The organism is Paludibacillus litoralis (genome assembly GCF_037646705.1).
Lineage (GTDB): Bacteria > Pseudomonadota > Alphaproteobacteria > Rhodobacterales > Rhodobacteraceae > Pikeienuella > Pikeienuella litoralis.
Genome location: NZ_JBBHER010000002.1, coordinates 94,479 through 119,707 on the forward strand (window position 1 = coordinate 94,479; position 25,229 = coordinate 119,707).

At 69.1% G+C, this 25,229-nt stretch carries 23 protein-coding genes; 12 read left to right on the plus strand and 11 right to left on the minus strand.

Features of this window, described 5'->3' with window-relative positions:
- Window positions 1-243 precede the first annotated feature (243 nt).
- The 8 genes from WG921_RS01550 (at window position 244) to WG921_RS01585 (ending at window position 8,363) form a co-directional block, all read left to right on the plus strand.
- The gene (locus tag WG921_RS01550) at window positions 244-1,191 is read left to right on the plus strand and encodes a J domain-containing protein (protein ID WP_340107432.1); all 948 of its coding nucleotides are present in this window, start codon (window positions 244-246) and stop codon (window positions 1,189-1,191) included.
- The gene (locus tag WG921_RS01555; RefSeq protein WP_340107434.1) at window positions 1,188-1,517 is read left to right on the plus strand and encodes a hypothetical protein; all 330 of its coding nucleotides are present in this window, start codon (window positions 1,188-1,190) and stop codon (window positions 1,515-1,517) included. The genes WG921_RS01550 and WG921_RS01555 overlap by 4 nt, the downstream gene beginning before the upstream one ends.
- Before the next feature lie 287 nt (window positions 1,518-1,804).
- A complete protein-coding gene (locus WG921_RS01560) occupies window positions 1,805-2,977 on the plus strand; it encodes a thiolase domain-containing protein (RefSeq protein ID WP_340107436.1) in 1,173 nt (390 codons plus the stop codon).
- A gap of 6 nt (window positions 2,978-2,983) precedes the next feature.
- A complete protein-coding gene (locus WG921_RS01565) occupies window positions 2,984-4,531 on the plus strand; it encodes a class I adenylate-forming enzyme family protein (protein WP_340107438.1) in 1,548 nt (515 codons plus the stop codon).
- A 60-nt stretch (window positions 4,532-4,591) separates the two neighbouring features.
- Window positions 4,592-5,674, plus strand: a complete 1,083-nt coding sequence (gene dctP, locus WG921_RS01570) for a TRAP transporter substrate-binding protein DctP (protein WP_340107440.1) — start codon at window positions 4,592-4,594, stop codon at window positions 5,672-5,674.
- A gap of 37 nt (window positions 5,675-5,711) precedes the next feature.
- Window positions 5,712-6,233, plus strand: a complete 522-nt coding sequence (locus WG921_RS01575; RefSeq protein WP_340107441.1) for a TRAP transporter small permease — start codon at window positions 5,712-5,714, stop codon at window positions 6,231-6,233.
- A gap of 14 nt (window positions 6,234-6,247) precedes the next feature.
- Window positions 6,248-7,561 carry a TRAP transporter large permease gene (locus tag WG921_RS01580; RefSeq protein ID WP_340107442.1) on the plus strand — a complete coding sequence of 438 codons (1,314 nt, stop codon included), beginning with the start codon at window positions 6,248-6,250 and terminating at the stop codon, window positions 7,559-7,561.
- A gap of 22 nt (window positions 7,562-7,583) precedes the next feature.
- A complete protein-coding gene (locus tag WG921_RS01585) occupies window positions 7,584-8,363 on the plus strand; it encodes an SDR family NAD(P)-dependent oxidoreductase (RefSeq protein WP_340107443.1) in 780 nt (259 codons plus the stop codon).
- Between the two features lie 167 nt (window positions 8,364-8,530).
- Here WG921_RS01585 and WG921_RS01590 read toward each other — a convergent pair whose 3' ends face one another.
- From WG921_RS01590 to WG921_RS01620, 7 genes are all read right to left on the minus strand, one after another.
- Window positions 8,531-9,187 (minus strand): peroxiredoxin, encoded by a 657-nt coding sequence (locus tag WG921_RS01590; RefSeq protein ID WP_340107444.1) that lies wholly within the window; start codon window positions 9,185-9,187, stop codon window positions 8,531-8,533.
- A 128-nt stretch (window positions 9,188-9,315) separates the two neighbouring features.
- Window positions 9,316-10,122 carry an SDR family NAD(P)-dependent oxidoreductase gene (locus tag WG921_RS01595; RefSeq protein WP_340107445.1) on the minus strand — a complete coding sequence of 269 codons (807 nt, stop codon included), beginning with the start codon at window positions 10,120-10,122 and terminating at the stop codon, window positions 9,316-9,318.
- 72 nt (window positions 10,123-10,194) lie between these two features.
- Window positions 10,195-11,589 (minus strand): amidase family protein, encoded by a 1,395-nt coding sequence (locus WG921_RS01600; protein ID WP_340107446.1) that lies wholly within the window; start codon window positions 11,587-11,589, stop codon window positions 10,195-10,197.
- A complete protein-coding gene (locus WG921_RS01605) occupies window positions 11,586-12,749 on the minus strand; it encodes a serine hydrolase domain-containing protein (protein WP_340107447.1) in 1,164 nt (387 codons plus the stop codon). The genes WG921_RS01600 and WG921_RS01605 overlap by 4 nt, the downstream gene beginning before the upstream one ends.
- A gap of 75 nt (window positions 12,750-12,824) precedes the next feature.
- A complete protein-coding gene (locus tag WG921_RS01610) occupies window positions 12,825-13,511 on the minus strand; it encodes an orotate phosphoribosyltransferase (protein WP_340107448.1) in 687 nt (228 codons plus the stop codon).
- Between the two features lie 4 nt (window positions 13,512-13,515).
- Entirely contained in the window at window positions 13,516-14,550 is a 1,035-nt protein-coding gene (gene pyrC, locus WG921_RS01615) for a dihydroorotase (RefSeq protein WP_340107449.1), read from the minus strand.
- A gap of 138 nt (window positions 14,551-14,688) precedes the next feature.
- On the minus strand, window positions 14,689-15,000 hold the full coding sequence (locus WG921_RS01620) for a YegP family protein (protein ID WP_340107450.1): 312 nt from the start codon (window positions 14,998-15,000) through the stop codon (window positions 14,689-14,691).
- A 199-nt stretch (window positions 15,001-15,199) separates the two neighbouring features.
- Here WG921_RS01620 and WG921_RS01625 point away from each other — a divergent pair, with 199 nt between their 5' ends.
- A complete protein-coding gene (locus WG921_RS01625; RefSeq protein ID WP_340107451.1) occupies window positions 15,200-16,018 on the plus strand; it encodes a tetratricopeptide repeat protein in 819 nt (272 codons plus the stop codon).
- Here the strand turns inward: WG921_RS01625 and WG921_RS01630 are convergent.
- Window positions 15,972-17,264: an adenylate/guanylate cyclase domain-containing protein gene (locus tag WG921_RS01630; protein ID WP_340107452.1), complete on the minus strand. Its 1,293-nt coding sequence runs from the start codon at window positions 17,262-17,264 to the stop codon at window positions 15,972-15,974. The genes WG921_RS01625 and WG921_RS01630 overlap by 47 nt on opposite strands.
- A gap of 95 nt (window positions 17,265-17,359) precedes the next feature.
- Window positions 17,360-19,078 (minus strand): methionine--tRNA ligase, encoded by a 1,719-nt coding sequence (gene metG, locus WG921_RS01635; protein ID WP_340107453.1) that lies wholly within the window; start codon window positions 19,076-19,078, stop codon window positions 17,360-17,362.
- Window positions 19,079-19,389: 311 nt separating this feature from the next.
- Between metG and WG921_RS01640 the strand changes: the two genes are divergently transcribed.
- The 3 genes from WG921_RS01640 (at window position 19,390) to WG921_RS01650 (ending at window position 22,608) form a co-directional block, all read left to right on the plus strand.
- On the plus strand, window positions 19,390-19,941 hold the full coding sequence (locus WG921_RS01640) for a hypothetical protein (RefSeq protein ID WP_340107454.1): 552 nt from the start codon (window positions 19,390-19,392) through the stop codon (window positions 19,939-19,941).
- Complete coding sequence (locus tag WG921_RS01645; protein WP_340107455.1) at window positions 19,938-20,741, plus strand: hypothetical protein; 804 nt, start codon at window positions 19,938-19,940, stop codon at window positions 20,739-20,741. The genes WG921_RS01640 and WG921_RS01645 overlap by 4 nt, the downstream gene beginning before the upstream one ends.
- Window positions 20,742-20,838: 97 nt before the next feature.
- Window positions 20,839-22,608, plus strand: a complete 1,770-nt coding sequence (locus WG921_RS01650; protein WP_340107456.1) for an ABC transporter transmembrane domain-containing protein — start codon at window positions 20,839-20,841, stop codon at window positions 22,606-22,608.
- 15 nt (window positions 22,609-22,623) lie between these two features.
- Here the strand turns inward: WG921_RS01650 and WG921_RS01655 are convergent, their stop codons facing one another.
- Together WG921_RS01655 and WG921_RS01660 are read right to left on the minus strand one after the other, a co-directional pair.
- Window positions 22,624-24,711 (minus strand): secretin N-terminal domain-containing protein, encoded by a 2,088-nt coding sequence (locus tag WG921_RS01655; protein WP_340107457.1) that lies wholly within the window; start codon window positions 24,709-24,711, stop codon window positions 22,624-22,626.
- Window positions 24,708-25,226, minus strand: coding sequence for a hypothetical protein (locus tag WG921_RS01660; RefSeq protein ID WP_340107458.1), 519 nt, complete (start codon window positions 25,224-25,226; stop codon window positions 24,708-24,710). The genes WG921_RS01655 and WG921_RS01660 overlap by 4 nt, the downstream gene beginning before the upstream one ends.
- Window positions 25,227-25,229: the final 3 nt, after the last annotated feature.

The following is a 25,229-nucleotide window of genomic DNA, read 5'->3' on the forward strand; positions in this document are numbered from 1 at the left end:
CGATCCGCGCAGATGGAAGTCTGCGTCCGATCTGGCCGGAAACGGGCCCGGCCCTCCCAATGACGACGGCGCGGAAACCTGATAAGAGGCGCGAATCTGGCGGAGGTTTTGTGGTAAGGCGAGCCCTGCGCGGCATGGCGCATCCGACCGGCGGCCGCGGAGGCCGGATCGATCACGCGCGGTCGGGAAATTGCGGCGGGGTGGCGAGACGCCCGGTTCTGGTCATGGCGGAGAAAGTCCTGAATGCAAAATGATCCCTATGAAGCGCTGGGCCTCGACAAGGCGGCGACGGCGGCCGACATCAAGAAGGCCTACCGGAAACTGGTGCGCACCTGCCATCCGGACATTCACCCCGACGATCCCGGCGCGGAGGCGCGGTTCAAGAAGATAACCGCCGCCTACGAGGTGCTGAAAGACCCCGAAACCCGCGCGCGCTATGACGCCGGAGAAATTGACGGGCTGGGCGCGGAGCGCCCGCAGCGCCACTATTATCGCGATTTCGCGGAGGCCCCGGACAACGTCTATCAGCAGACGCGCGGGTTTGGCCGCGACGCCGACCCTGCGGATATCTTCGCCGAGATCCTGCGCAACCGGGCGCGCGCCGCCGGCGGCGACGAGTTTGGCGACAGAGGGTTTTCCGCCCCCGGCCCCGACGCCCGCTATTCCCTCGAAGTGCCGTTTCTGGACGCGGCGCGCGGCGCCGAGACCCGCATCACCCTGCCGGACGGCCAGGGCCTCGCGGTCAAGATCCCTCAGGGCACGGATGACGGCCAGACATTGCGGCTGCGCGGCAAGGGGCGTCCCGGCTTCGGCGGCGGGCCGGCCGGGGATGCGCTGATCACCGTTTCGGTGCGCCCCCATCCGGTGTTCCGGCGCGAGGGTGACGACATTGTGATCGCGCTGCCCATCACCATCGACGAGGCGGTGCTCGGCGGCAAGGTGACGGCGCCGACGATCGACGGGCCCGTCAAGCTCACGATCCCCGAGGGCGCCAGTTCGGGCCAGGTTCTGCGCCTGCGCGGCCGCGGGGTCGCGCGCGCGGGCCGGAAGACGAAAGGCGACCAGCGGGTCGAACTCAGGATCGTGGCTCCGCCCGAAACCGATGACGGCCTGCGCGAGTTCCTCACCGAATGGCGCAAGACCCATCCGTTCGACCCGCGGTCGGAACTGTTGAAAGGGGCCGGGACATGAAGGACCGATTTTCAGAAGATGAAGTCATCACCACAGTCGAACGACTGACCCGCAGCCAACTCGTCCGTTTCATCGAAGTGGAGTTCGTCAAGCCTCAAAAAGAGGGCGGCGGCTATGTGTTTCGCCGCATAGACATCGCGAGGCTGGAGCTTCTCTGCGACTTGTCCGAAGATTTCGAGATGGACGAAACCGCGCTCGAAGTGGTGATCTCGCTCATCGATCAGCTGCATGGCGCGCGGCGGGATCTGCTCGCCATGGCGCGCGCGATCGACGCCCTGCCGCCCGACCTCCGGACACGCGTCGAGGCCGCCTTGCGGGCGTCATGACCGGCCCCGCGAAAGCCGGTCCAACGCGCCGGTCATGGCCCCCTCGGCCCGCTTGAGCGCGCGTTCGCGCAGGGCCGCGCCCATCGCTGGATGAAGTGGTCGCGCGGGAGGGGCCGGTCGCCGAGGCCGCCCATCGCTCATCCGTCCAGCGTCGCCGCTCCTGGGCGGTGAACATGTCGAATATGGACGCCCGTCATGTTGTGGACTAGATGTTGCATTGCGTGGTTTCACGGATATCACTTGTCTGACGCCGCGTCATCCAGTTCGGCAAGTACAAGGAGAATACCATGAGCACCGGAATCTCGATCGTCGGCGGCGGCCACACGAAATTTGGGCGGCTGGATGAGAATCTCGAGGAGCTGATCGTCGCCGCGGCGCGTGAAGCGGTCGAGGACTCGGGCGTCGACCCGGCGGATATCGACGCGGTGTTCCTGGGGCACTTCAACTCGGGTCTGGTCTCGGACGGCTTCGCGTCGTCGCTGATCCATCAGGCGTATCCCGAATTGCGGTTCAAGCCGGCGGCGCGGGCGGAGAACGCCTGCGCGTCCGGCTCGGCGGCGATCCACGCCGGAATGAACGCGATCCGGGCGGGCGGGGCGCGCACGGTTCTGGTGGTCGGCGCCGAGAAGATGACCAACCGCTCGACCCGCGAGGTGACCGCGGCGCTGGCCGGCGCGGGTTATCAGAACGACGCGGACGAGGCGGCGCTGAGCTTTCCGCAGGTGTTCGGCGTCGCGGCCCGCGATTACGCGGCGCGCTACGCCGACCCGCTGGACGCGATGGCGCGGATCGCGGTCAAGAATCACGCCAACGCCATGGCCAACCCGCTTGCCCAGATGCACAAGGAGTTCTCCTTCGAGCATTGCAGCACGGTGTCCAACTCCAACCCGGAGATCGCGCCGCCGCTGCGGCTGACCGATTGCTCCCTGGTCACCGACGGCGCCGCCGCGCTGGTGCTGACGACGGACGAGAACGCGGCGAATTTCCCAAAATCGGTCGCGGTTCGCGCCGCGACGCATGTGAGCGACTTTCTGCCGATGTCGAGCCGCGATTTCCTGGCCTTCGAGGGGCCGGAGCGGGCCTTCGCCGAGGCGTTCAAATCGGCCGGCGTCACGTTGAAGGACATCGATTTCGCCGAGGTGCACGATTGTTTCACCATCGCCGAGCTGCTGATGTACGAGGCGATGGGGCTGACGGCGAAAGGGCAGGGCGCGCGCGCGCTGGAGGAGGGCGCGGTCTACCGCGACGGCGCGTTGCCGGTGAACCTCTCCGGCGGACTCAAGGCGAAGGGCCATCCGGTCGGCGCGACCGGCGTCTCCATGCATGTGCTCGCCTACCGCCAGCTGACCGATCAGGCCGGCGGCATTCAGAAACCGGGCGCCAATCTGGGGCTGATCTGCAATATGGGCGGGGCGGCGGTCGCCAATTACGTCTCGGTTCTGGAAGCGCGAAAGGGCTGAGAAGCGATGAATATCTCGCGCTGGCTCCATCAGACCGCGTTGGTCCGACCGGATGCCCCAGCGATCCGGTTCGGCGCCGACCTGCACGCGAGCTATGGCGATTTCGCGCGGCGAAGCGCGGCCATGGGGCGCTATCTGGCCGACACGCTCGGCGTCGGCCGGGGGGACCGGGTCGCGCTGTTCGTCGGCAACCGCCCGGACTATCTGGAGGCGCTGCACGCGGTCTTGTGGATCGGCGCCATCGTCGTGCCGATCAATTACAAGCTGCACCCGCGCGAGGCCGCGTGGATCATCGGCGATTCCGGCGCCAGCGTCGCGATCACCGAAACCGGGCGGCTCTACGCCGATGAGGACGATCTGATCGGCGGCTGCGTCGAGCTGAGCATCGGAAGCGCGGATCTGGCCAGGGCCGCGCGGGAGGCCCCGCCGATGGCCCCGCCGGCCGCGATGGACCCTGACGAGGTCGCCTGGCTGTTCTACACCTCGGGCACGACGGGGCGGCCGAAGGGGGTCATGCTGACCCACCGCAATCTCGTCGCGATGTCCCTCGCCTATGCGATCGACGTGGACACGGTCTCGCCGCGGGACAACGCGCTTTACGCCGCTCCCCTCTCGCATGGCGCCGGGCTCTATCACTTTCCGATCATCCGCGCGGGCGGCGTCCATGTCGTGCCGCGGTCCTGCGGCTTCGATCCCGAGGAAATCGCCGGGCTGGCCCGGGACCTCGGCGATCTGGTGTTCTTCGCCGCGCCCACCATGGTCAAGCGCCTGATCGCCTACGCCGCCGACGCCGGTTATGACGGCGCGGGGATCAAGACGATCATCTATGGCGGCGGCCCGATGTATCTCGCCGATATCGATGAGGCGCTGCGCCGGTTCGGCGCGCGCTTCGTCCAGATCTACGGTCAGGGCGAAAGCCCGATGACGATCACCGTGCTGCCCCGCGACCTCGTCGCCGACACCACGCACCCCGAGGCCAGCGCCCGGCGCGCCTCGGTCGGGTTCGCGCAGGCCTGCATGCAGGTCCGGGTGGTGGACTCCGAGATGCGCGAGGTGGCCCCCGGCGAGACCGGAGAGATCGTCGCCGCGGGCGATGCGGTGATGAAAGGCTACTGGCGCAACGACAAGGCCACCGCCGAGACCATCGTGGACGGCTGGCTGCGCACCGGCGATCTCGGGTCGATGGACCGGGACGGGTTCGTGACCCTGACCGACCGCTCGAAGGACGTCATCATCTCCGGCGGCTCGAACATCTATCCCCGCGAGGTGGAGGAGGCGCTTCTGGCGCATGACGCCGTGTTCGAGGTGTCGGTGATCGGAACGCCGAGCGCGGAATGGGGCGAGGATGTCGTCGCCTTCATCGTGCCCCGCGCGGGAAAGTCCTGCGCCGCCCCTGATCTCGACGCCTGGTGCAGGAGCCGCATGGCGTCGTTCAAGAAGCCGAAACACTATCATTTCGTGCAGGATCTCCCGAAGAACAGTTACGGGAAGGTCTTGAAAACCAATCTGCGGGAACGCGCCGCGCTGCTTTCGAAATCGGAACGGCGGGCGTGAGCCGCGCGGGAGGAACCAGGGCGCTCTGAGGTGCGGACGCCCGATAAAGGGGAGATCGACATGAAACGCAGGACTTTTCTGAAATCGGGAGCCGCCGCTTCGGGCGCCATGCTTCTCGGCGCGCCGTCGCTGGCGCGGGCGGCGACGTCGCTGAAATTCGACAGCTACGTCTCCGATTCCGCCGGCCCCTCCTGGATCGACCGCTGGTATCTGGACGAGCTGGAGAAACGCACCGCGGGCGAGGTGACCATCCGCCGCTACTGGTCGGGCTCGCTGAACAAGGTGGGCGAGCATCTGGCCGCCGCGCGTGACGGAACCTCGGAGATCACCCTGATCTCGCCGGGCTACTATCAGGCCGAACTGCCGGTGACGCGCGGGCTGGAATGGTATTTCCGCATGAACCGGGCCGACGCGCTGCAACAGGTCTGCCGCGACGTCTACGAGCAGTTCGACCCGCTCAGGGCCGAATGGGAGGAGCGCCATCGCTCCAAGGTGCTTTACTGGACCAACTGGAACTACGCGCCGATGATCCTGCGCACGCCGATCAGCTCCATCGAGGAGATCAAGGGCAAGCGGATCCGGGCCTATGGCGTGTCGGCCGACGTGGTCGAGGGGCTTGGCGGCGCCGCGATCCCGATGGCGGCGCCCGAGGTCTATCAGGCGCTGGAGCGCGGCATTCTCGACGGGGTCTACGGCTTCGATTTCGTGACCGCGATCGCCTACAAGCTCCACGAGATCGCGCCGCAATTCTATGATATCGGCGACGGCCCGCACGCGCCGGCCGCCACGATCATGAACAAGCAGGTCTATGACGGGCTGCCCGAGGATGTGCGCAAGGTCTCGGACGAGATCGTGAGCGAGATCTATGGCGGCCAGTTCAGCGCGATCTACGAGGAGGTGCTGGCGCGATACGTCAAGACCGCCGAGGCCGAGGGCGTGACGCTCAGCACGATCCCGGACGATCAGAAGGCGATGGCCAAGAAGATCGTGCAGCCCGCTCAGGTCAACTCATGGCTGGAAGACACGGCGAAACCGGCGGGGATCGACGGCGAGAAGATGCAGTCGCTGGTCGACGCGGCGATCGCCAAACACGACCCCAAGGGCACGCTGAAGCGGCCCTATGAAATCAGCCAGGCGTCCTGATGAACGGCGGCGGCCGCGTGAGACGAAAGACCGGGTGATGCGGGTTCTGAACAGGATCCTCACCATCGTGTCCGACGTGCTCGGCGCGGTCGCCATGCTGTTTCTCGCCTTTCTGATGTTCGGCACCACGCTGGACGTGATCGTGCGCGCCGTCACCGGCAACCCGATCTCCGGCGTGTTCGAATTCACCGAGCTCGCTCTGGTGATGCTGGTCTTCCTCGGCGCCGGCTGGGCGCAGCGCGGCGACGCGCATATCCGCGTGACCGTCCTGACCGACAGACTCTCCGGCGCCGCCCGCGCCCGCGTCACGGGCGTCGCCTGGGCCATCGGCGCGCTGGCGCTGCTGATGCTGGCGCTCCCGGCGACGAACGAGGCGATCTACTCCATCTCGATCTGGGAATTCCGCTGGGGATACGTCAAGATTCCGATCTGGTGGACCAAGGCCAGCATGGCGATCGGGCTGTGGTTCGCCTGCATCCAGATGGCGATCCAGTCGATTCAGACCCTTCTCTTCGGTGAACCGGAGCGGCGCGCGCGCCCCGGAACCGGCGTCGCCTGACCGAGGAGACCGTGATGGATCCCAGCATCGCCGCCTATCTCTCCGTGGCGCTGATCTTTCTGCTGATGGGGCTTGGAACGCCGGTCTTCGCCGCGCTGGCCCTGTCGGGGGCGGCCGGGATCGTCATGGTCGAGGATCTCCACTTCCTGATGACCCGGCTCAAGTCGATCTCCTATGCGACGACGGCCGTCTACACCCTGACGATCATTCCCTTGTTCATCCTGATGGGCAGTTTCGCGCAGCACGCCCAGGTGGGCAAGAAGCTGTTCGACGTGGCCAGCCGATGGGTCGGCCATCTGCCCGGCGGTCTGGCGATGGCGGCGATCCTGACCAGCGCGGGCTTCGCCGCGACCTCGGGCTCCAGCGTGGCGACGGCGGCGACCGTCGGCTCGGTCGCGATCCCGGAGATGAAAAAGGCCGGATACGCCGGCAGCCTGGCGGCCGGGGCGGTGGCCGCCGGCGGCGTGCTCGGGGTTCTCATTCCGCCCAGCGTCCTCCTGATCTTCTACGCCGCGCTGACCGAAACCTCCGCCGGCGCGATGCTGATCGCCGGCATCCTCCCCGGTCTGCTGACGACGGCCATGTTCATGATCGGGATCTATTTCATCGCCCGGCGCGGCGAGGCGCGGAAGGCGGTCTCCGCGCGCGCGACCTGGGCCGACGCGCTCAGCGAAACCGGCAAGGCGTGGCAGGTGGCCGTTCTCTTCCTCGTGGTCATGGGCGGGATCTATCTCGGCCTCGTCACCCCGACCGAGGCCGGCGCGCTCGGCGCGTTCGCCGCGTTCCTCATGCTGCTGGCGCACCGCGCCTCCTGGCCGGGGCTGATGGGCCGGATCGTCGACAGTTTCCGCTCCACCATCGACACGACGGTGATGATCCTCTTCACCATCATCGGCGCCGCGATCTTCAGCTATTTCCTGACCCTGATCCAGGTTCCGAACCAGTTGGCGGAGGCGGTGGTCCAGTCCGGCCTGCCGCCGTATCTGATCGTCGCGATGCTGCTCCTCGTCTTCGTGCCGATGGGCATGTTCCTCGATGCGTTCTCGATGATGGTCATCACGATTCCGATCATGTTCCCCACGGTGATATCGCTCGGGTTCGACCCGATCTGGTTCGGCATTCTGACCGTCAAGATGTGCGAGATCGGCCTGATCACGCCGCCGGTGGGGCTGAACGTCTATGTCATCGCCGGGATCGACCGGGAGACGCCGTTGCCGGAGATATTCAGGGGGGCGCTCTGGTTCGTCCTGATGGAGTTCGTCACGATCGCGACCCTCTTCGCATTTCCGGCGATCATCACTTGGCTGCCGCAGATGATGGCGCCGTGATCCGATGAGGGAGGGAGATCCGATGTTTTCGCTTGAAAAAGGCGCCGCCATGATCACCGGCGGCGGGTCGGGGATCGGCCGCGCGGCGGCGACGGCGCTGGCCCGGATGGGCGCGCCGGTGGCGGTCGCGGATATCGACGCCGCCGCGGTCGAGGAGACCGCCGCCGGCGTTCGCGAGGCCGGGGGCGAGGCTCTGGCCGTTCAGATCGACGTGCAGGACAAGGCGTCCGTGAGCGCCGCCTTCGACCGGGTCGAGGCCTGGCGCGGGCCGGCCTCGATCCTGGTGAACAGCGCCGGCATTCTCAGGGTCGAACCCTTTGACGAGTTCGACGTCGAGACATGGAACCGGGTGTTCGCGGTCAATGTCACCGGCAGCTTCCTCTGCGGCCAGCGCGCCGCGCCGGGCATGAAGGCCGCCGGCTATGGCCGGATCGTCAATCTCTCCTCGATCAGCGGGTTTCGCGCCGGGGTCGGACGCACGGCCTACGGAACGTCCAAGGCCGCCATCGCCGGGCTGACCCGGCAGATGGCGCTGGAGCTTGGCCGCCACGGCGTCACCGCCAACGCGGTCGCGCCCGGCGCCACGGTGACCGCGATGACCGAGGCGGTCTATACCGATGAGACGCGGGCCTCGCTGATCCCGATGATCCCCTCCGGCTTTCTGGCCGATCCCGAGGATATCGCGGCCGCCATCGTCTTTCTGGCCTCGCGTCAGGCGCGCTATGTCAACGGCCATGTCCTGGCGGTCGACGGCGGTTATCTGGCCTCGGGAATGATGCAGACCGGCTCGCTTTCGGTCTGACCGCCGCGGGGCGGCCTCGGGCGTCGGTCCTGAAAGCGCCCGGCCGGCGTCTCGCCGCGGCCGCGAGATGCGGGCCGATGGGGCCGGGGCGGGGAAGCGCCTTCCCCGCCCCGGTCAACCGCGGCCGCGCGGAGCGATCGCCGATCGCCATCCGCGACAGGCGGCCCTCATTTCGGCTGCGGCGTCGTCCTCAGATAGGGCTTCACGGTCTTGTAGCCCGGGAAGGTCTTTTCCGCGTCTTCATTGGACATCGCGGGGGAGATGATCACATCCTCGCCCGGTTTCCAGTCGGACGGCGTCGCGACCTTGTGTTTGGCGGCGAGCTGCATCGCGTCGATCACGCGCAGGATCTCGTCGAAATTCCGGCCGGTGCTCATCGGATAGATCAGCATGAGGCGGATCGTCTTGTCCGGGCCGATGATATAGACCGTGCGGACGGTGGCGTTATCGGCGGCGGTGCGCCCGTCGGAGCTCTCGCCCGCGCCGGCGGGAAGCATGTTGTAAAGCTTGGCGACCTTCAGGTCGGTGTCGCCGATCATCGGATAGTTCGGCGCGGCGCCGCAGACATCGGCGATGTCCTGTCCCCATTTCGCGTGATTTTCGACCGGATCGACCGACAGCCCCATCAGTTTCACGCCGCGGCGGTCGAACTCGGGCTTCAGGTTTGCGATCCGCCCAAGTTCCGTGGTGCAGACCGGCGTAAAATCCTTGGGATGCGAAAAGAGGAGCGCCCAACTATCGCCGAGCCATTCGTGAAATTGAATCGGGCCTTCCGTCGTCTCGGCCTTGAAGTCGGGGGCGATGTCGCCGATGCGAAGGGTCATGAAATGTCTCCTTGCCGTTTTTAAGATCCTGAACCCTGGACCCAGTGACGATTTAGTCGCCGTCCGGCGCTCTGTCGAGGGCCGGGGCGCGTCAAATCCGGCCGGGCGCCGATATGGCGGGCGCGCGTTCAGCGCGCCTTGAGGGAGGAGAAGCCGAGATGAAGTCCGGCGTCGACATGCAGCAACTCGCCGGTCACGTGGCGCGCGGCGTCGGAGACGAAAAAGAGAGCGGCGTCCGCGATATCGTCCGGGCCGGCGGCGGCGTTGAGCGGCGTCGTCGCCTCGACCCGCTTGACCACGGCGGCGTAGGCGCTCTCGTCCATCGCGTCCTGAAACCAGCGCGTGCCGATAAACCCCGGACAGACGGAATTGACCCGGATCGCCGGCGCGAGCCCCCGCGCGAGACTGAGCGTCATCGTATTCAGCGCGCCTTTCGAGGCCGCGTAGGCGACGGAGGAGCCGATGCCCGTCGTGCCGGCGATGGATGACGTGTTGAGAACCGCGCTGGCCCTGCCGGTCGCGGCGTGGGCGGCGAGGAGCAGAGGCTTCAACGCCTGCAGGGCGAGAAACGGGCCGACGACGTTCACCGCGTAGGTCGCCATGAAGTCGTCTTTCGACAGCGCGTCGAGGTCGCCGTGATTGCGGGCGTGGCGGGTGATCCCCGCGTTGTTCATGAGAATGTCGAGGCGGCCGAAGGGCGCCGCGGCTTCGTGAAGAAGCGCGCAGCCTTCCTTCGTCGAGACGTCCGCCTTGACGATCGCGACGCCGGCGCCGGCGGCGGCGATGGTCTCCGCCGTCTCCCGCGCCTCCGCTTCGCTTCGGGTGTAGTTGACGATCACGGTCGCGCCGCGCTCCGCCAGCTTGATCGCCATGGACCGGCCGAGCCCGGTGGCCGATCCTGTGACCAGGGCGATGCGGCCTTCGAAGTCCTTCATCTCATGTCCTTTTCGCTGCGCGTCGCCGCGCATGGCGGGAGGCGGAAGAAGGGCTGGCGCGCCGCGCCCCGCTCAGGGCTCCGCGATCTCCACTTTCGGCCCTCTCGCCTCGATTTCGGTCGCGGCGGCGAAGAGCACATCCTCTCGATACCGGGCGCCGACCAGCTGCGCGCCGAGCGGCGCGCGCCCATGCGCGGTTTCGGTGAAGCCGGTGAAGACGCTGACCGCCGGAATCCCCATGAGCGGCAGGCCGACCTGCACCAGTTGCGCCTCCAGCGCGCGCGGGAAATCCTCGATATCGAGTTGAACCGGAAAGGGCGGCTCGGCCGAGACCGGGCAGATCAGCACCGGCCGCTCGGCGAGGAACGTCTGCCATTCGCGCAGAAGCGTGAGCCGCTTCTGCAGCGCGCTCAGAATGTCCTCCTTCGTCGGGTCGGGGCTGAGCTTCTGCATTTCGGCGAAAACATGGATGGCGTCGCTGTCGCCTTCCTTCGCCACGGCGGCGCCGCCGCCGAGGCGCATCTCCGCGAGCCAGAGCTGGAGCTGGAGCCGCGCCGGTTCGCGCAGCGGCGGGCAGGGCGTCTCCTCCACCTCCCAGCCGGCGTCGCTGAGCCGCTGGGCGGCGTCGCGAAGCGCGGCCTCGACCGCGGGATCCGTCGGCATGCCCTCCGGCGCGACGCAAAGCGCGGCGCGGCGCGCGAAGGGGCCGCTGTCGAGCGGGGCGGGCGAATGCCATGGGTCGCGAAGATCCGGCTGGGCCATCGCCGTCAGCGTCAGGCGCAGATCCTCGATGCTGCGGGCGTGGGGGCCGGAGACCGCCATCAGCTGGCCGCCGATATGGCGGTCGGGCGCCGAGGGGTTCCAGGCCGGCACCCGGCCCTGGGTCGGGCGGACGCCCTGAACGCCGCAGGAATAGGCCGGATACCTGACCGAGCCGGCGATATCCGTCCCGTGCCCCATCGCGCCGATGCCGGCCGCCGTCGCGGAGGCGGCGCCGCCGGAGGAGCCGCCCGGCGTCAGCGCCGGGTTCCACGGGTTCAGCGTCGCGCCGTGGAGCGAATTGCGGGTGAACCAGCGCAGCGAGAACGCAGGCGTGTTCGTCCGCCCGATGATGATCGCGCCCGCGCGCCTCAAGTTCGAGATGACGGGGCTGTCCTCCGTGGCGATCAGGTCGCGCTGCGTCCGGAGCCCGTTGGTGGTGGGATGGCCGACCTGGTCGACATTCTCCTTCACCGTCACCGGAACCCCGGCGAGCGGGCCGAGCGGCTCCCCGGCCGCGCGCGCCGCGTCGACGGCCGCCGCCGCGGTCAGCGCCTCTTCATCCATCCGCCGGACCACCGCGTTCAATTTCTGGTTCACCGCGTCGATCCGGCCGAGCGCGGAGCGGGTTGCCTCGACCGCCGTCGCCTCGCCCGCCTTCACCATGCGCGCGGTCTCCGCCGCGCCAAACCGCCAAAGATCGTTCATGACGCAGCCTTTCTGATTTTTTCCACAGTATCCATCACCTTCAAGATCTTGCCCTCGTCGATCGGTTCATGCCCGCTGGAGAACCACGCGATCGAGAGTCGGCGCCTGCGGTCGATGAAAAGATACTGGCCGTGGATGCCGAGCCCGAATATGAGCGGCGTCTCGCCCAGCCGGATATACCATTTGGAGCGATAGGCGACGTCGATATCGCCGAAGAGATCCTTGAAATCGCCCTTTCGCCAGGCGTCGGCGTCGCCCGCCGTCTCGATGTCCTCGATCCAGGATTCGGGGATCACGCGGCGCCCGTCCCGCACGCCGCCATCGGCCATCATCATGCCGACCCGGGCGAGGTCGCGCGCGGTGAGGCACACGCCGCCGGCCGCGCGCGCGCCGCCGATCCGGTCCACGGTGATGTAGCCGGGCCGCTCCGCGCCGAGCGGCCGCCAGAGCCGCTCCGCGACGAGATCGGCGTAGCGCAGGCCCGTCGCCCGCTCCAGGATCCATCCGAGGAGATCCGTATTGGGAGAGACGTAATGGAACCGGCCGCCATGAGGCCCGTCCGAGTCCTGCATCTTGTTCATGAAGGAGCGCAGATCCCCCGCCTCCCGGCCCGGCGGGGTCGGGTTCCAGTTCGCGGCGAAGCGATAGTCGATGATCGGGCCGGCGGTGGCGAGATAATCTTCATCGAATTTCACGCCGGCGCGCATGTCGAGAAGGTTGCGGATCGTCGCGCCGGCATAGGCGGTCTCAGCCAGTTCCGGCACGTAATCGGTGGCGAGGGCGTCCTCGCCGATCTCCCCCCGCTCCATCGCCGAGCCGGCGACGAGACCGAGCATGGATTTCGAGACCGACATCAGGATATGCGGCGCGCGCGCGGTCATTCCGTTCCGGTAGACCTCATGCGCGAGCCGGCCTTCATGGATGATCGCCACCGCGTCGGTCGAGGTGGCGTCCATCGCTCTTTCCAGATCGACGCCGGAAAGATCGATCCGCCCCGGCTCCAGCCGCCAGACGTCGTCCGGATCGTTCTCGATCTCGGCGCTCGGCACCAGTTCGCGCACATGATGAAACGCCCAGGCGCAGTAAGGCCCCGTTCGCCAGTTGGCCAGCGTGGCGCGGTCGGCCTCCGCCGGTGGAAAGCCCTGCATCAATGTCGTCATCGCCCCCTCCGCTCCCGTGGGAACAAAGGAACCGGAGAAGCGCGCCGAGGGCAAGGGGAATATCAGCGGGCGGGATCAGGCCTCGGGCGCGCCCGCCGCCTCGGACCAGCCGATCGGGTCGGACAGGAAGTCCCCGACCGCGTCGAGCGTGCGCTTGTCGAAATGGGCGCCCGCGCGCGCCTCCGCCAGCACGTCGCGCCATGTCGCGAGATGATGGAGCGTCAATCCCGCGTCGGCGAGCCGTTCGGTCGAGCCGTCGAAGATGTCGTAGAAGAAGATGACGAGCGTGTGATCGCAGCGCGCGCCCGTGGCCCGGATCGCCTCGGCGAAGTTCAGCTTCGAGCCGCCGTCGGTCGTCAGATCCTCGACGAGGAGAACCCGCTGGCCCTCCTCGATCACGCCTTCGATCTGCGCGTTGCGCCCGAACCCCTTCGGCTTCTTTCGGACATATTGCATCGGGAGCGCCATGCGCTCCGCGATCCAGGCGGCGAAGGGGATGCCCGCCGTCTCGCCGCCGGCGACGGCGTCGAACGCCTCGAACCCGGCGGAGCGCATGAGTTTCGAGACGGCGAAATCCATCAGCGCGCCGCGAATCCGCGGATAGGAGATCAGCTTCCGGCAATCGATATAGACCGGGCTGAGCAGGCCGGAGGTGAGCCGGAACGGGTCCGCGCTGCGAAAATGCACCGCCTCCACCTCCAGCAGCATCCGCGCGGTCTGCCGCGCCATCAGCTCATCGTCGGGAAAGCTGTTCTGAAACATAGCGCTACCTCACCACCCGCCAGAAAAGGGGAAAGCCGGGGTCGAACACCGTGACCGGCCCGTCCCCGGTTTCGATACGGGCCGGGTAGTCGACCGGATCGGCCGATTTTTCAAGCTCGATCCGCTCCTCGTTCACCGGCAGGCCGTAGAACGCCGGCCCGTTGAGAGACGTGAACGCCTCCAGCCGGTCAAGCGCGTTCTCCTCCTCGAAGACATGCGCGAGGCAGGACAGCGTGTTCGTCGCCGAGAAGACCCCGGCGCACCCGCAGGCGGAAAGCTTCAGCGGGTCGATATGCGGCGCGGAATCGGTCCCGAGGAAGAATCCGCGCCGCCCGCTCGTGGCCGCGGCGCGGAGCGCGAGGCGGTGGCGTTCGCGCTTGGCGATGGGCAGGCAATAATAATGCGGCCGGATCCCGCCTGCGAAGAGATGGTTCCGGTTGATGATCAGATGATGCGTGGTGATCGTCGCGGCGAGATCGTCGCCCCCCGCGTCGGCGTAATCCACGCCGTCGCTGGTGGTCACATGCTCCATCACCACCCGAAGGCCGGGGATCGCCCGGCGGAGCGGGTCGAGCACCCGGTCGATGAACACCGCCTCCCGGTCGAAGATGTCGATCTCGGGGTCGGTGACCTCGCCATGGACGCAGAGCGGCAGGCCGATCTCGGCCATGCGCTCCAGCACCCCGCGCACCTTGTCGAAGTCGCGGACGCCGGAGGCGGAATTGGTGGTGGCGCCCGCGGGGTAGAGCTTGACCGCGGCGATCAGGCCCTCGGCGTGCGCCGCGGCGACGTCCTCGGGGTCGGTGGTCTCGGTGAGGTAAAGCGTCATCAGCGGCGCGAAGCGCGCGCCCGCCGCCGCTCCGATCCTGCTCCGATAGGCGCGCGCGTCCGCCGCCGTCACCACCGGCGGGACGAGATTCGGCATGATGATGGCCCGCGCGAAGTCGCGCGCGCTTTCGGGGGCCGTCGCCCTCAGCACGGCGCCGTCCCGAAGATGCAGATGCCAGTCGTCTGGGCGGCGAAGGGAAAGGCGGGTCATGGCGGCTCCGGTGCGGCTCCGGTTGGGTTGCGCCCGTATAGGCCGGCGCGCGCCGGTTTCGCAATCCGCATGAAGCGTGGGCGCGCCTCTCTCATTCGAAATCGGCGTCGAGGCGCGCCGCTGTCGACGTCGATGCGCTCAGGCGGACCATCCCTGCCGCGCGGCGTTGGCTTCCGCGTCTGCGCGTCTGGTGTAGCCTTCGGAGGCCGCGCCGACGATCTGCCCGTTCGACGCCTTGCGCCGCCAGCGCCACTCGCCGCGCTTGTCTTCGTAAAATTCCCACTTGTCCTTGGGATTCGGGCCGCGGTTCATATTCGCCTCCGCGTCGGCTCTGCTGGTGTAGCCTTCGGAGGCCGCGCCGACGATCTGCCCGTTCGACGCCTTGCGCCGCCAGCGCCATTCGCCGCGTTTGTCCTGATAAACCTCGAACTTGTCGGATTCGCCCGCCATCTTTGTCTCCCCATCTTGTGAGCGCCAGTGAATGTCCCGCCTTGCGGCGATCAAGCCCGCGCGTCAGGCCCGCGACGAAAGCATGCGGGAGGCCGGGGCCGCGCGCAAGCTTTCCATGGGCGCCGCGCATGGCGGGGCCCGGGCGACGACGGAGCGATTGGCGTTGAAGGCGCCGCGCGCTATCATCGATGATATGAGATTGAAATTCATAGCTCCCCTCGTCGTCGCGGGCTTCGCGGCCGCGCCAACGGCGGGCGCCGCGCAGGACGGCTCGCTGGCGCGGTGCGGTTCGCTTTCGGCGCCCGTGGCCGACGTGATCCATCATTGCCGCCGCGCGCTCTCGCAGGGGGGGCTGTCGAAAACGCAGGAATTCGCCGTGAATCTCAATCTCGCCGACGCGCTGTTGAGCGCGGGTCGGCCCGGACCGGCGCGGGACGCGTTCGCCGCCGCCGCCGCGACCGGGCTTGAGCGGGTCGAGCTCTATATCGGGCGCGCCGAGGCGGAGGAGGATCTCGGCGATCAGGCGGCCGCCGCCGCGGATCTGGACCGCGCGCTGGCGCTGGCGCCGTCGAGCATCGACGTGCGGCTCGCGCGGGGGGCGTTCCATCTTCGGGCCGGGCGGTCCGAGGCGGCGCTGGCCGAATTCGACGCCGCCGTTCAGCTCGACGCCCAGAACGTGGACGCGCGGTTCAACCGCGGCCTGACCCTGATCGCGCTCGGGCGCGGCGCGGCGGCGGTCTCGGATTTCACCGCGGTGATCCATGGAGATCCGAGCGATTCCGGCGCTTATTTTCAGCGCGCCCGCGCCCGCGAGGCCACGGATCCGGCGGGCGCGCTGGCCGATTTCGATCAGGCGATCGCCCTCAGCCCGGAATGGGGCGCGCCGTTCGTCGCGTCCGGCCTCCTCCTTGATCGGCTCGCCCGGACGGAGGAGGCGAATCGCCGCTTCCGCCGCGCCTTCGAGCTTGGCGTCAAAGATCCGTGGCTTCTGGAACGGATCCGTTCGCTCGGGCGCTGACCGCCGGCGGCCGCGGGAGGGTGATCGGGGTGGGCTCGAAGGCGTCGAGCTCGCACCGGCGAACGAAAAGTTCGCTCGGCGCCGCCATGCCGGGAAGGCTCCGCTCGCCGAGGCTGACCCAGGAATCGGGATCGACCGAAGCGATGTCGCGCGTCGCCAGAACCGACCGGCCGAGCGCCTTCGAGGCGTCGTCCATCCGCGCGACCTCGTTGACGACCGAGCCGATGACGGAGAAGGAGAGCCGCGACGGCACGCCGATGTTCCCGAACATCACCTCGCCCGCCGCCAGCGAGACGCAGAACCGCATCTCGGGCTCGGGCGCCCGCTCCATCGCCTCGCGCCGGAGCGCCAGCGCCCGCTCCATCGCGCGGGTGGCGGCGCGCACCGCGGCCTGCCCGCCGAACTCGCTCTCAATCGGGAAGATCGCGAGCACCGCGTCGCCGATATAATCGAGGATCTCCCCGCCTTCGTCGATCACGGGCTGCGCCGCGCAATCGAAATAGCCGCGCAGGAACTCCAGATATTCGTCCGCCGGCATGGATTCCGACAGCATGGTGGAGCCGCGGAGATCCGCATAATAGACGACGGCCCGGATCCGCGCCCCGTCGCCGCGGCGGATATTTCCCGCCAGCGCCTTCGCGCCGGCGGTCGGGCCGAGATAGGTGTTGACGAGATTGGCGGTGACGCGGCGCTGGATCGCCACCCGGCAGGCGACCGCGAAGATCCTCTGGATCCGGTTCAGGGCGTCCAGGTCGCCCCGGGTGAATCCGGCCTCGCGCTTGGTCGCCCAGGAGGCGATGATGCCGGTGTTGCGCTCGGCGAAAGGCGCGACCTCGCCGATGCGGAACTCCGACGCCGTCATCAGGTAGTCGGTGAAGCCCTGAGCGCGGAACTCCTCCAGCACCTCGAAGTCGAGCAGGGCGTCCGGGCCGGTGAGCCGGCGGCGCAGGCAATCCAGACGGTGGGTGAGCACATAGTGGAACGGGCTCTTCAGCCAGCTCTCCGTCGCCCGGTTGGCGTGGGAGTATTGCAGGAGCTTCGCCCCGTCATCCGGCTTCCAGAATATCTGCTCGGCCTGAAAAAGCGGATGCAGGGTCGGCCATGTCAGCACCGCGCGGTGGATCGGCGGGCCGACCCCGAGCAGGCGCGCGCAGAGCGCGTCGAAAAGCTGCTCGATATCCGGCTCGCCGAGCGAGGTGTCGATCAGCCAGCGTTCGATATCTTCTATGAGTCCGTCATGGGCCATGGGCGAGAGAATAGGCCTCCGCGCCCACGGGCGCCAGATCCGCCGGCTTCCCGGTCTCGTGAGCGCCGATCCCGCGGGCGGCCGCGCCCGCGCGCTCAATGCGCGCCGGCGAATCTCTTCTCCAGCTCGGCGCGCCGTTCGTCGTCGATCTTGGCGAACAGCACGTCGGGCACGGTGAACGCGTGTCCGGCCGGAAGGGCGGACAACGCCTCCGCCGCGTTTCGCGGCCACGGCTGATCCGGACCGAGCCCCAGCGCCGCGAGCATCGCGCCGGCGGCGTCGGGAATGAACGGCTGCGAGATGACGCCATAGAGCCGGACGAGGTTCAACCCGGTCCGGACCGTCATCGCCGCGCCCTCCGGGTCGGTCTTGATCCTGGTCCAGGGCGCCGCCTTTTGCAGATACTCGTTCCCGGCGGCCCATATCGCGCGGAGCGCCTGCGCGGCGCGGCGGATTTCGATCGCCTCCATCGCAGCTGCATAATCGGCCATCCGCGCGTCGATCTCCGCGGCGAGCGCCTCCTCCTCCGGCCCCGGAGCGCCGCCCTCGGGCAGCGTCTCGCCGAAGCGGGCGCGGCAGAACTTGGTGATCCGGGAGACGAAATTGCCGAGAACGTCCGCGAGGTCCTTGTTGACGCCGGCCTGAAAACTCTCCCAGGTGAAATCGGCGTCCCCGCTCTCCGGCGCGTTCGACAGCAGCCACCAGCGCCAGTAATCGGACGGCAGGATCTCCAGCGCCTGATCCATGAACACGCCCCGGCCCTCGCTGGTGGAGAATTTCCCGCCCTCATAGAGCAGCCAGTTGAACCCCTTGACGTAGTCGACCAGCTTCCACGGCTCGGCCGAGCCCATCAGCGTCGCCGGGAAGCTGAGCGTGTGGAATGGAATGTTGTCCTTGGCCATGAACTGCACGTAACGAACGTCGTCCGCGCCCTCGTCGGTGCGCCACCAGCGCCGCCATGCGGCGTCGTCCTCTCCGCGCGCGTCCGCCCATTCCGCGGTCGCGCCGATATATTCGATCGGCGCGTCGAACCAGACGTAGAATACCTTGCCCTCCATGCCCGGCCAGGGCTTCTCGCCCTTTCTGACCGGGATGCCCCAGTCGAGATCGCGGGTGATCGAGCGGTCCTGAAGCCCCTCGCCGTCGTCCAGCCATTTCCGCGCGATCGAGGTGCTGAGGATCGGCCAGCCGCTCTGGCTGTCGATCCATTCCCTCAGATGTTCGCGCATCGCGGACTGGCGCAGATAGAGATGCTTCGTCTCTCTCACTTCGAGATCTGTGGAGCCGGAGATGGCGGAGCGCGGCTCGATCAGGTCGGTCGGGTCGAGCTGCTTGGTGCAGTTCTCGCACTGGTCGCCGCGCGCGCGCTCATAGCCGCAATTCGGGCAGGTTCCCTCGATATAGCGGTCCGGAAGGAAGCGCTTGTCGGCGCGGGAGTAGACCTGCTTCTCGGAGACTTCGTCGATCAGGCCCGCGCCGGCGAGCCGTTCGGCGAAATGCTGGACCAGCCGGTGATTGCGCTCGGACGAGGAGCGGCCGAAATGATCGAAGGAGAGACGGAACCCGTCCGCGATGTCCTTTTGGGTCCGCCACATGCGTTCGCAGAACTCGGCGACGGGAACGCCGGCTTTCGCGGCGGCGAGCTCGGCCGGCGTGCCATGTTCGTCCGTCGCGCAGATGAACAGAACCTCATTCCCGCGCTGGCGCATGAAGCGGGCGTAGACGTCCGCCGGCAGCTGCGAGCCGATGAGATTGCCGAGATGCTTGATCCCGTTGATATAGGGCAGCGCCGATGTGATGAGTATGCGCGCCATGTGGGCCTCCGATGCTGACTCGCGCGGGGTATAGCGGATCGGGCCGGGCGGGGCGAGGCGGCGCGCGCAACACCGTCTGGATAGAAGCAAGTTTAATCGAATTCTAAGAACTTCTTGCTAACACTCTCCCTGCTCAGGGGTCGCGAGCGCGATCCGGCAAGCGGAGACATCAGATGAACATGCAACATACTCGCCGCGCCGCGGGCGCGGCGCTGGCTTTCCTTACTCTGACGGCCTGCGTCCCACCGTCGCCGGCCGTCGCGACGGCGCCGTTCGCCGCGCCGAGCGCCGCGGACGCGCGGGACGCCGGGATGCGTGCGTTGGACTCGTTGGCCGCGGCCTGGGGCGGAATGGCGATTCCGGGCGCGCCCTGCGACGCGCGCTACGAGGTGGAGACGCTGCGCGCGCGCTGCGCCGATCTGGCGAAGGATGCGGAGGCGCTTCGCGCCGGGCTCGCGCCGCTCATGGCTCTCGCGTCGGCCACACGGGGCGACGCGCTCGCCGAGGCGGACGAGCGCTGGCTGACGGCGGTCGACGCGGTGTTCGCGGCGACGGCGGGCCGCGGCCTGCCGGAGGCGCGCGCGGCCGGCGCGGCGGTCGCGGCCGCGGACGCGCGGCTCCGCGCGCTGCTCGCGCGCGCCGCGCCGGGATATGGCGCGACCGGACTTGAAGAGCTGATGAACCCGGCCGGCGCGCCGTTGAGCCCGGAGGAGGCGGCGGCGCTCGCGCCGCTCGTCGCCGAGGCGGAGCGCGCTCTCGCGGCGTGGGAGCGGGCCGCGGCCCCGGCCCCGGCCGGCGCGGCGCTCGCCGAGTATTCGGCCTATCTCGATGCGCGGGCGGACGCCGCGACGGGCGACGAATGAGCGCGCGCGCGGACCTGTCCGGGCTTGAGCCCGCCGAGATCAATGCGCTGGCCCGCGACCCGCGGGCGCCGGACGCGGACCGGGCGGCGGCGCGCCGCGCGCTTCGCGCCGCCGCCGCCGACAGGCTCGCCGCCGCCCGCCGCGCGGTGGAGGGCGCGCCGGCGCCGGAGCCGGAGGACGCGCCGGAGGACGCGGCGCCAGAGCCTGCGCCAACCGTGATTCGCTCCACCAAATTCTCCGAGATCGCCGCGGAGTACGAGGCGATGTTTCATGCGGCCCGCCCGCGCCCCGCGCATCGCCGGGAGATCGAGGCCGTGGTCGGCCGCGTGCTCCGGGGGCGCGCGGCCTATCAGGCGATCGAGGCCGAGATCGGGGCGCCCTGGGCGGTGGTCGGGGTTCTTCACGGGCTGGAGGCGGGATTCGATTTCTCACGCCATCTTCACAATGGCGATCCGCTGACGGCGCGCACGCGGCGGGTGCCGGCCGGGCGGCCCGCGACCGGAACGCCGCCGTTCACCTGGGAGGAGAGCGCGGCGGACGCGCTGCGCGGGCATGGATTGCACCGGATTGAGGACTGGACCCTCGCCCGGACGCTCTATGAGATCGAGCGGTTCAACGGGTTCGGCTATCGTTATCGGCGCGCGCCCAGCCCGTATCTCTGGAGCTTCTCCACCCAGTACACGTCCGGAAAATATGTGAAGGACGGCGTCTACGACCCGAACGCCGTCTCCCGGCAGGCCGGCGCCGCGACCATTCTGAAAGCGATGATCGCGGCCGGCGACGCGCCTGCGCTGGCCTGAACGCGCACGCCGCGCCGCCTTCCGCGGCGGCGTGGCGCCCCGTCGCCTTGCGGCGCCCGCCCGGCCCCGGTTACATCGGCGCGTCCGAGGAGGGTGCATGGCCGAATTACGCGACAAATCGAAAACGGTGGCGCCTCTGAAGGCGCTCGCGCCGTTCCTCGCGCCCTATCGGATCTGGGTCTTCGGGGCGCTCGCGGCGTTGATCTCCACCGCGACGCTCAGCCTGATCTTGCCGCTCGCGGTGCGCCGGGTGATCGACGGGTTCTCCGAGGAGAGCGCGGCGCTGATGGACAAGTATTTCGCCGCCGCCATCGCCATCGCGGCGCTGCTGGCCGTGGCCACCGCGCTCCGGTACTGGCTCGTGACGCGGCTGGGCGAGCGGGTGATCGCCGATATCCGGCGCGCGGTCTATGACCGCGTGATCGGCATGAGCCCGGGATTTTACGAAAAAGTCCTGACCGGCGAGGTGATCTCGCGGCTGACCACCGATACGACGCTCCTGCTCTCGGTGATCTCCTCATCGGTCTCGATCGCGCTCCGCAACGCGCTGATGCTCGTGGGCGGCATGGGGCTGATGGTCTGGACCTCGCCGAAGCTGACCGGGTTCACGTTTCTGATCGTCCCCCTCGTGGTGGCGCCGATCCTGATTCTCGGCCGCAAGGTCCGTCGGCTCAGCCGCGAGAGCCAGGACCGGATCGCCGAAAGCGCGGCGCAGGCGTCCGAGACCCTGCTCGCGGCGCAAACGGTGCAGGCCTTCACCGGGGAGGGCGCCAGCCGGGCGCGCTTCGGCGACCTGACCGAGCAGGCCTTCGGCGCCGCGCGCCGGCGGGTCGCGGTCCGCGCCTGGATGACGGCGATCGTCATCTTCCTCGTCTTCACCGGCGTCGTCGGCGTGCTCTGGATCGGGGCGCGGGACGTGCGCGCGGACGTGATGTCCCCGGGCGAGCTGGCGCAATTCCTGATCTACGCGGTGCTCGTCTCCGGCGCGGTCGCGGCGCTGGCGGAGATCTGGGGCGAATTGCAGCGCGCCGCCGGCGCGACCGAGCGGCTGATCGATCTGCTGAGCGCCGAGGATCCGGTCGCCGAGCCCGCGAGCCCGGCGCCGTTGCCGACGCCGATCAAGGGCGCGATCCGCTTCGACGATGTCTCGTTTCGCTACCCGCAACGCCCCGAGGTCGCGGCGCTGGACGGGTTCGACCTCTCCATTCAGCCGGGGGAGACCGTCGCGCTCGTCGGCCCTTCGGGGGCGGGGAAGACCACGGTCTTCCAGCTGCTTCAGCGGTTCTACGACGTGGACCGGGGCGGCGTCTTTCTCGACGGCGTCAATGTCGCCGCCGTGGGCGCCGAGGCGCTGCGGGCGCGCATCGCGCTGGTTCAGCAGGAGCCGGCGATCTTCGCGACGTCGGCGAGGGAGAACATCCGCTTCGGCCGCCCCGGCGCCACGGATGCGGAGGTGGAGGCCGCCGCCCGCGCCGCCGCCGCGCATGAATTCATCGCCGCGCTTCCCCAAGGGTATGACAGCTTCGTCGGCGAGCGCGGCGTGATGCTCTCCGGCGGGCAGAAACAGCGAATCGCCATCGCCCGCGCGATTCTCCGCGATGCGCCGGTTCTCCTGCTCGACGAGGCGACCTCCGCGCTCGACGCCGAATCGGAGCGCCTGGTGCAGCAGGCGGTGGCGGCGCTGGCCAGAGGCCGGACCACGATCGTCATCGCCCATCGGCTCGCGACGGTGAAACAGGCGGATCGCATCGTGGTGATGGAGGCCGGGCGCATCGCCGCCATCGGCAAGCATGACGCGCTGGTCGCCGAAGGCGGCCTCTACGCCCGCCTCGCGCGGCTCCAGTTCACCGAGGGCGCCGCGGCCTGATCCCCGGCGGCCCGGTCAGTCCGCCGTGTTGAAATTCGGCAGCTTCGTGCGCCCCGGCGTCCTGAGCTGGACATCGCTCGCGCGGGAGATCGCGTCGAACTCGGCCCGGAGCCGCGCCGTCAGATCCTCCGCCTGTTCGGGAGACGAGAGGATATGCGGGCGCAGCAGCGCCAGCAGTTCGGTTCGCCCGGCGGACTGATCCCGCCGGCCGAACGCCGCGCCGAGGATCGGAATCTCGTCCAGCACCGGCACGCCGTTCCGCCCGGAGGAGGAGGAGTCCTGGATCAGGCCGCCGAGAACCACCGTCTGCCCGGACCGGATGGTGACGTCGGTGGTGACGGAGCGGCGGCTGATGGTCGGGCTGTCGATGCCCGATGTCGTGGTCGCCGTGACCGAAGAGACCTCCTGCTCCACCTCCAGCGAGACGAAACCGCCGGAGTTGACCCGCGGCGTCACCTGAAGCGTGACGCCGGTGTCCCGGTATTCGACCGCGTTGACGATGCGGGCGTTGTCATCGAACCCTTCCGCGGTGCGGGTGACGATGGGCACCTGATCGCCGATCTGGAGCACCGCCGTCTGCCCGTCGCGCACCAGCAGCTTGGGCGAGGAGACGACGGTGAGGCTGGTGACGCTGTCCAGCGCCTCGATGATCGCCTCGGGGCCGAGATTGGAGCCGATGGTGAAGGCGAATCCCGGGAAATCCGGGGTGATGTTCGCATTGGTGTCGGTCAGCGTCACCGCCCCGTCGCGGCCATTGAAGAGAGAGCCGACCGAGAACGCGTACTGCACGCCATAGCGCAGCGAATCGCCGAGCGTGACCTCGAGGATCGTGGTCTCCACCAGCACCTGCAGGGGCGCGCTGTCGAGTTGGCGGATCAGATCCACCAGCGTGTCGAACTGGCGCGATTCTGCGGAGATCACCAGCGCGTTCTTCTCCGCGTCGACGACGATGCGCGGCGGGGCGTCGTCGCCGGGGTCGACCGGGGCCGCCTCGGCCCCCTCCACCGGCTGGCCGGAAAAGAGCGCGTTCAGCGATTCGGCGAGCGACGCCGCCGGCCGGTTCTGGACCCGGTAGACGAAGAGCCGCCGCGCCTCCGCCGCGCGCGGCTGATCGAGCCGGCGAACCCAGGAGAAGGCGCGGTCGAGCGTCGCGCCGTCGCGCGCCAAGAGCATGACCGCGCCGAGCCGGTCCAGCGGCACGATGCGGAGCCCGCCGGCCTCGATCGGGGCGCCCCCCGGCGCGCCGCCGGGCCCGCCGTCGGCGCGCACGCCGGGCGAGGCGTCGCCGCCGAAGATCGCGGAGAGTTCGGCGGCGAGCGAGGCCGCCGGCGCATGGGTGAGGCCGACCAGCATCACCGAATTTCCCGCCAGCGCGTCGATGTCGAGCGCGGCGATCGTCGCGCGCGCGAGGCCCCGCTCTTCGGTCGAGCCGCTGACGAGAACGGCGTTTCCGCCCGGGCCCGAGATCACGCGCACCTGATCCGCCGGCATCGCCAGCTCGAGCGCCTTCGCCGCCTCCTCAGGCGCGATGAAGCGAAGCGGGATCATCTCGGTGTCGCCGGCCGCCGTGGGAACGGCGCCGGCGGGCGCCACGCGCCAGACGCCGTCCGCGCGGAAAAGCGACAGGCCGCGCGCCTCCAGCGCCGTGCGGAACGCCGACAGAAGCTGGTTCGGCGGAAGCGGCGCCGCGGTCCGGAAGCTGATCACGCCGGTCGCGCCGGGATCGACGACGAAAGGCAGCTTCAGCGCCTCGCCGAGCACGATGGCGGCGGCGTCGGCGATCGTCGCGTCCTCGATGGCGAGGCTCGCCGGCTCGCCGGCCAGCGGCGGATCCCCCGCGAGGAGCGCGCCGCCGGGCGCCGCCGCGCGGGACTGGCCGAGCAGCGTCGCGCCGCCCTTCGCCCAGTCGGAGCCGGCCTCGGAGATGACGGCGGCGTTCGGCGGCGCGGCGGGCGCGGCCGAGGGCGGCCCGGCCCCGAGATGGCCCGCGCTCGAGAATGGCGGCGCGAGGCCCTCGCCTTCGACGCAGGCGCCGAGCGTGAGCGCGGCCCCGAGGATCAGTAGACGACGCGGGCCGGCGGCGCCCGTGAAAACCCAGATCATTCCGTCTTCGCCCCCTCGCGTCTGACCGGCGCGGTGACCGTCGCTCCCTGATGCGTGAAGGTCAAGGAATCGAGCGATATTTCAGTGATCCTCGCCTCGCCCGCGCCGGGGCCGCCCGCCGGGATGCGGTCCCCCGCGCGCAGCCGGATGAGCTTGCCGTCGGAATCCCTGAGCAGCGCCAGCGCGGACTCGCCGAGCACCACGACGCCGGCGATCTCATAGCGCCCGAACAGAAGATCGGGCGCGGGCGCCTCGACCGCGATCCCCGGCGTCTCCGGCGGCGGCGGGCGGCGGGCGGCCGAAAAAAGCGGGCGGCGCGTGAAATCGGAAAGATCCGTCGCTTGCGGGGGCGCCGCGGGCGCCGGGGGCGGGGCGTCCGGCGCTTCGGGCGCGGCGGCGGGGCGCGGCGGCGGCGGCGCGCCCGGCGCCTGCGTCCAGGGGCGGGCGGCGATCCAGCTGAAGCCGGCCGCGATCGAGAGCGCGAGAAGGGTGGCGGCGAGCGGGCCCGGGCGCATCGC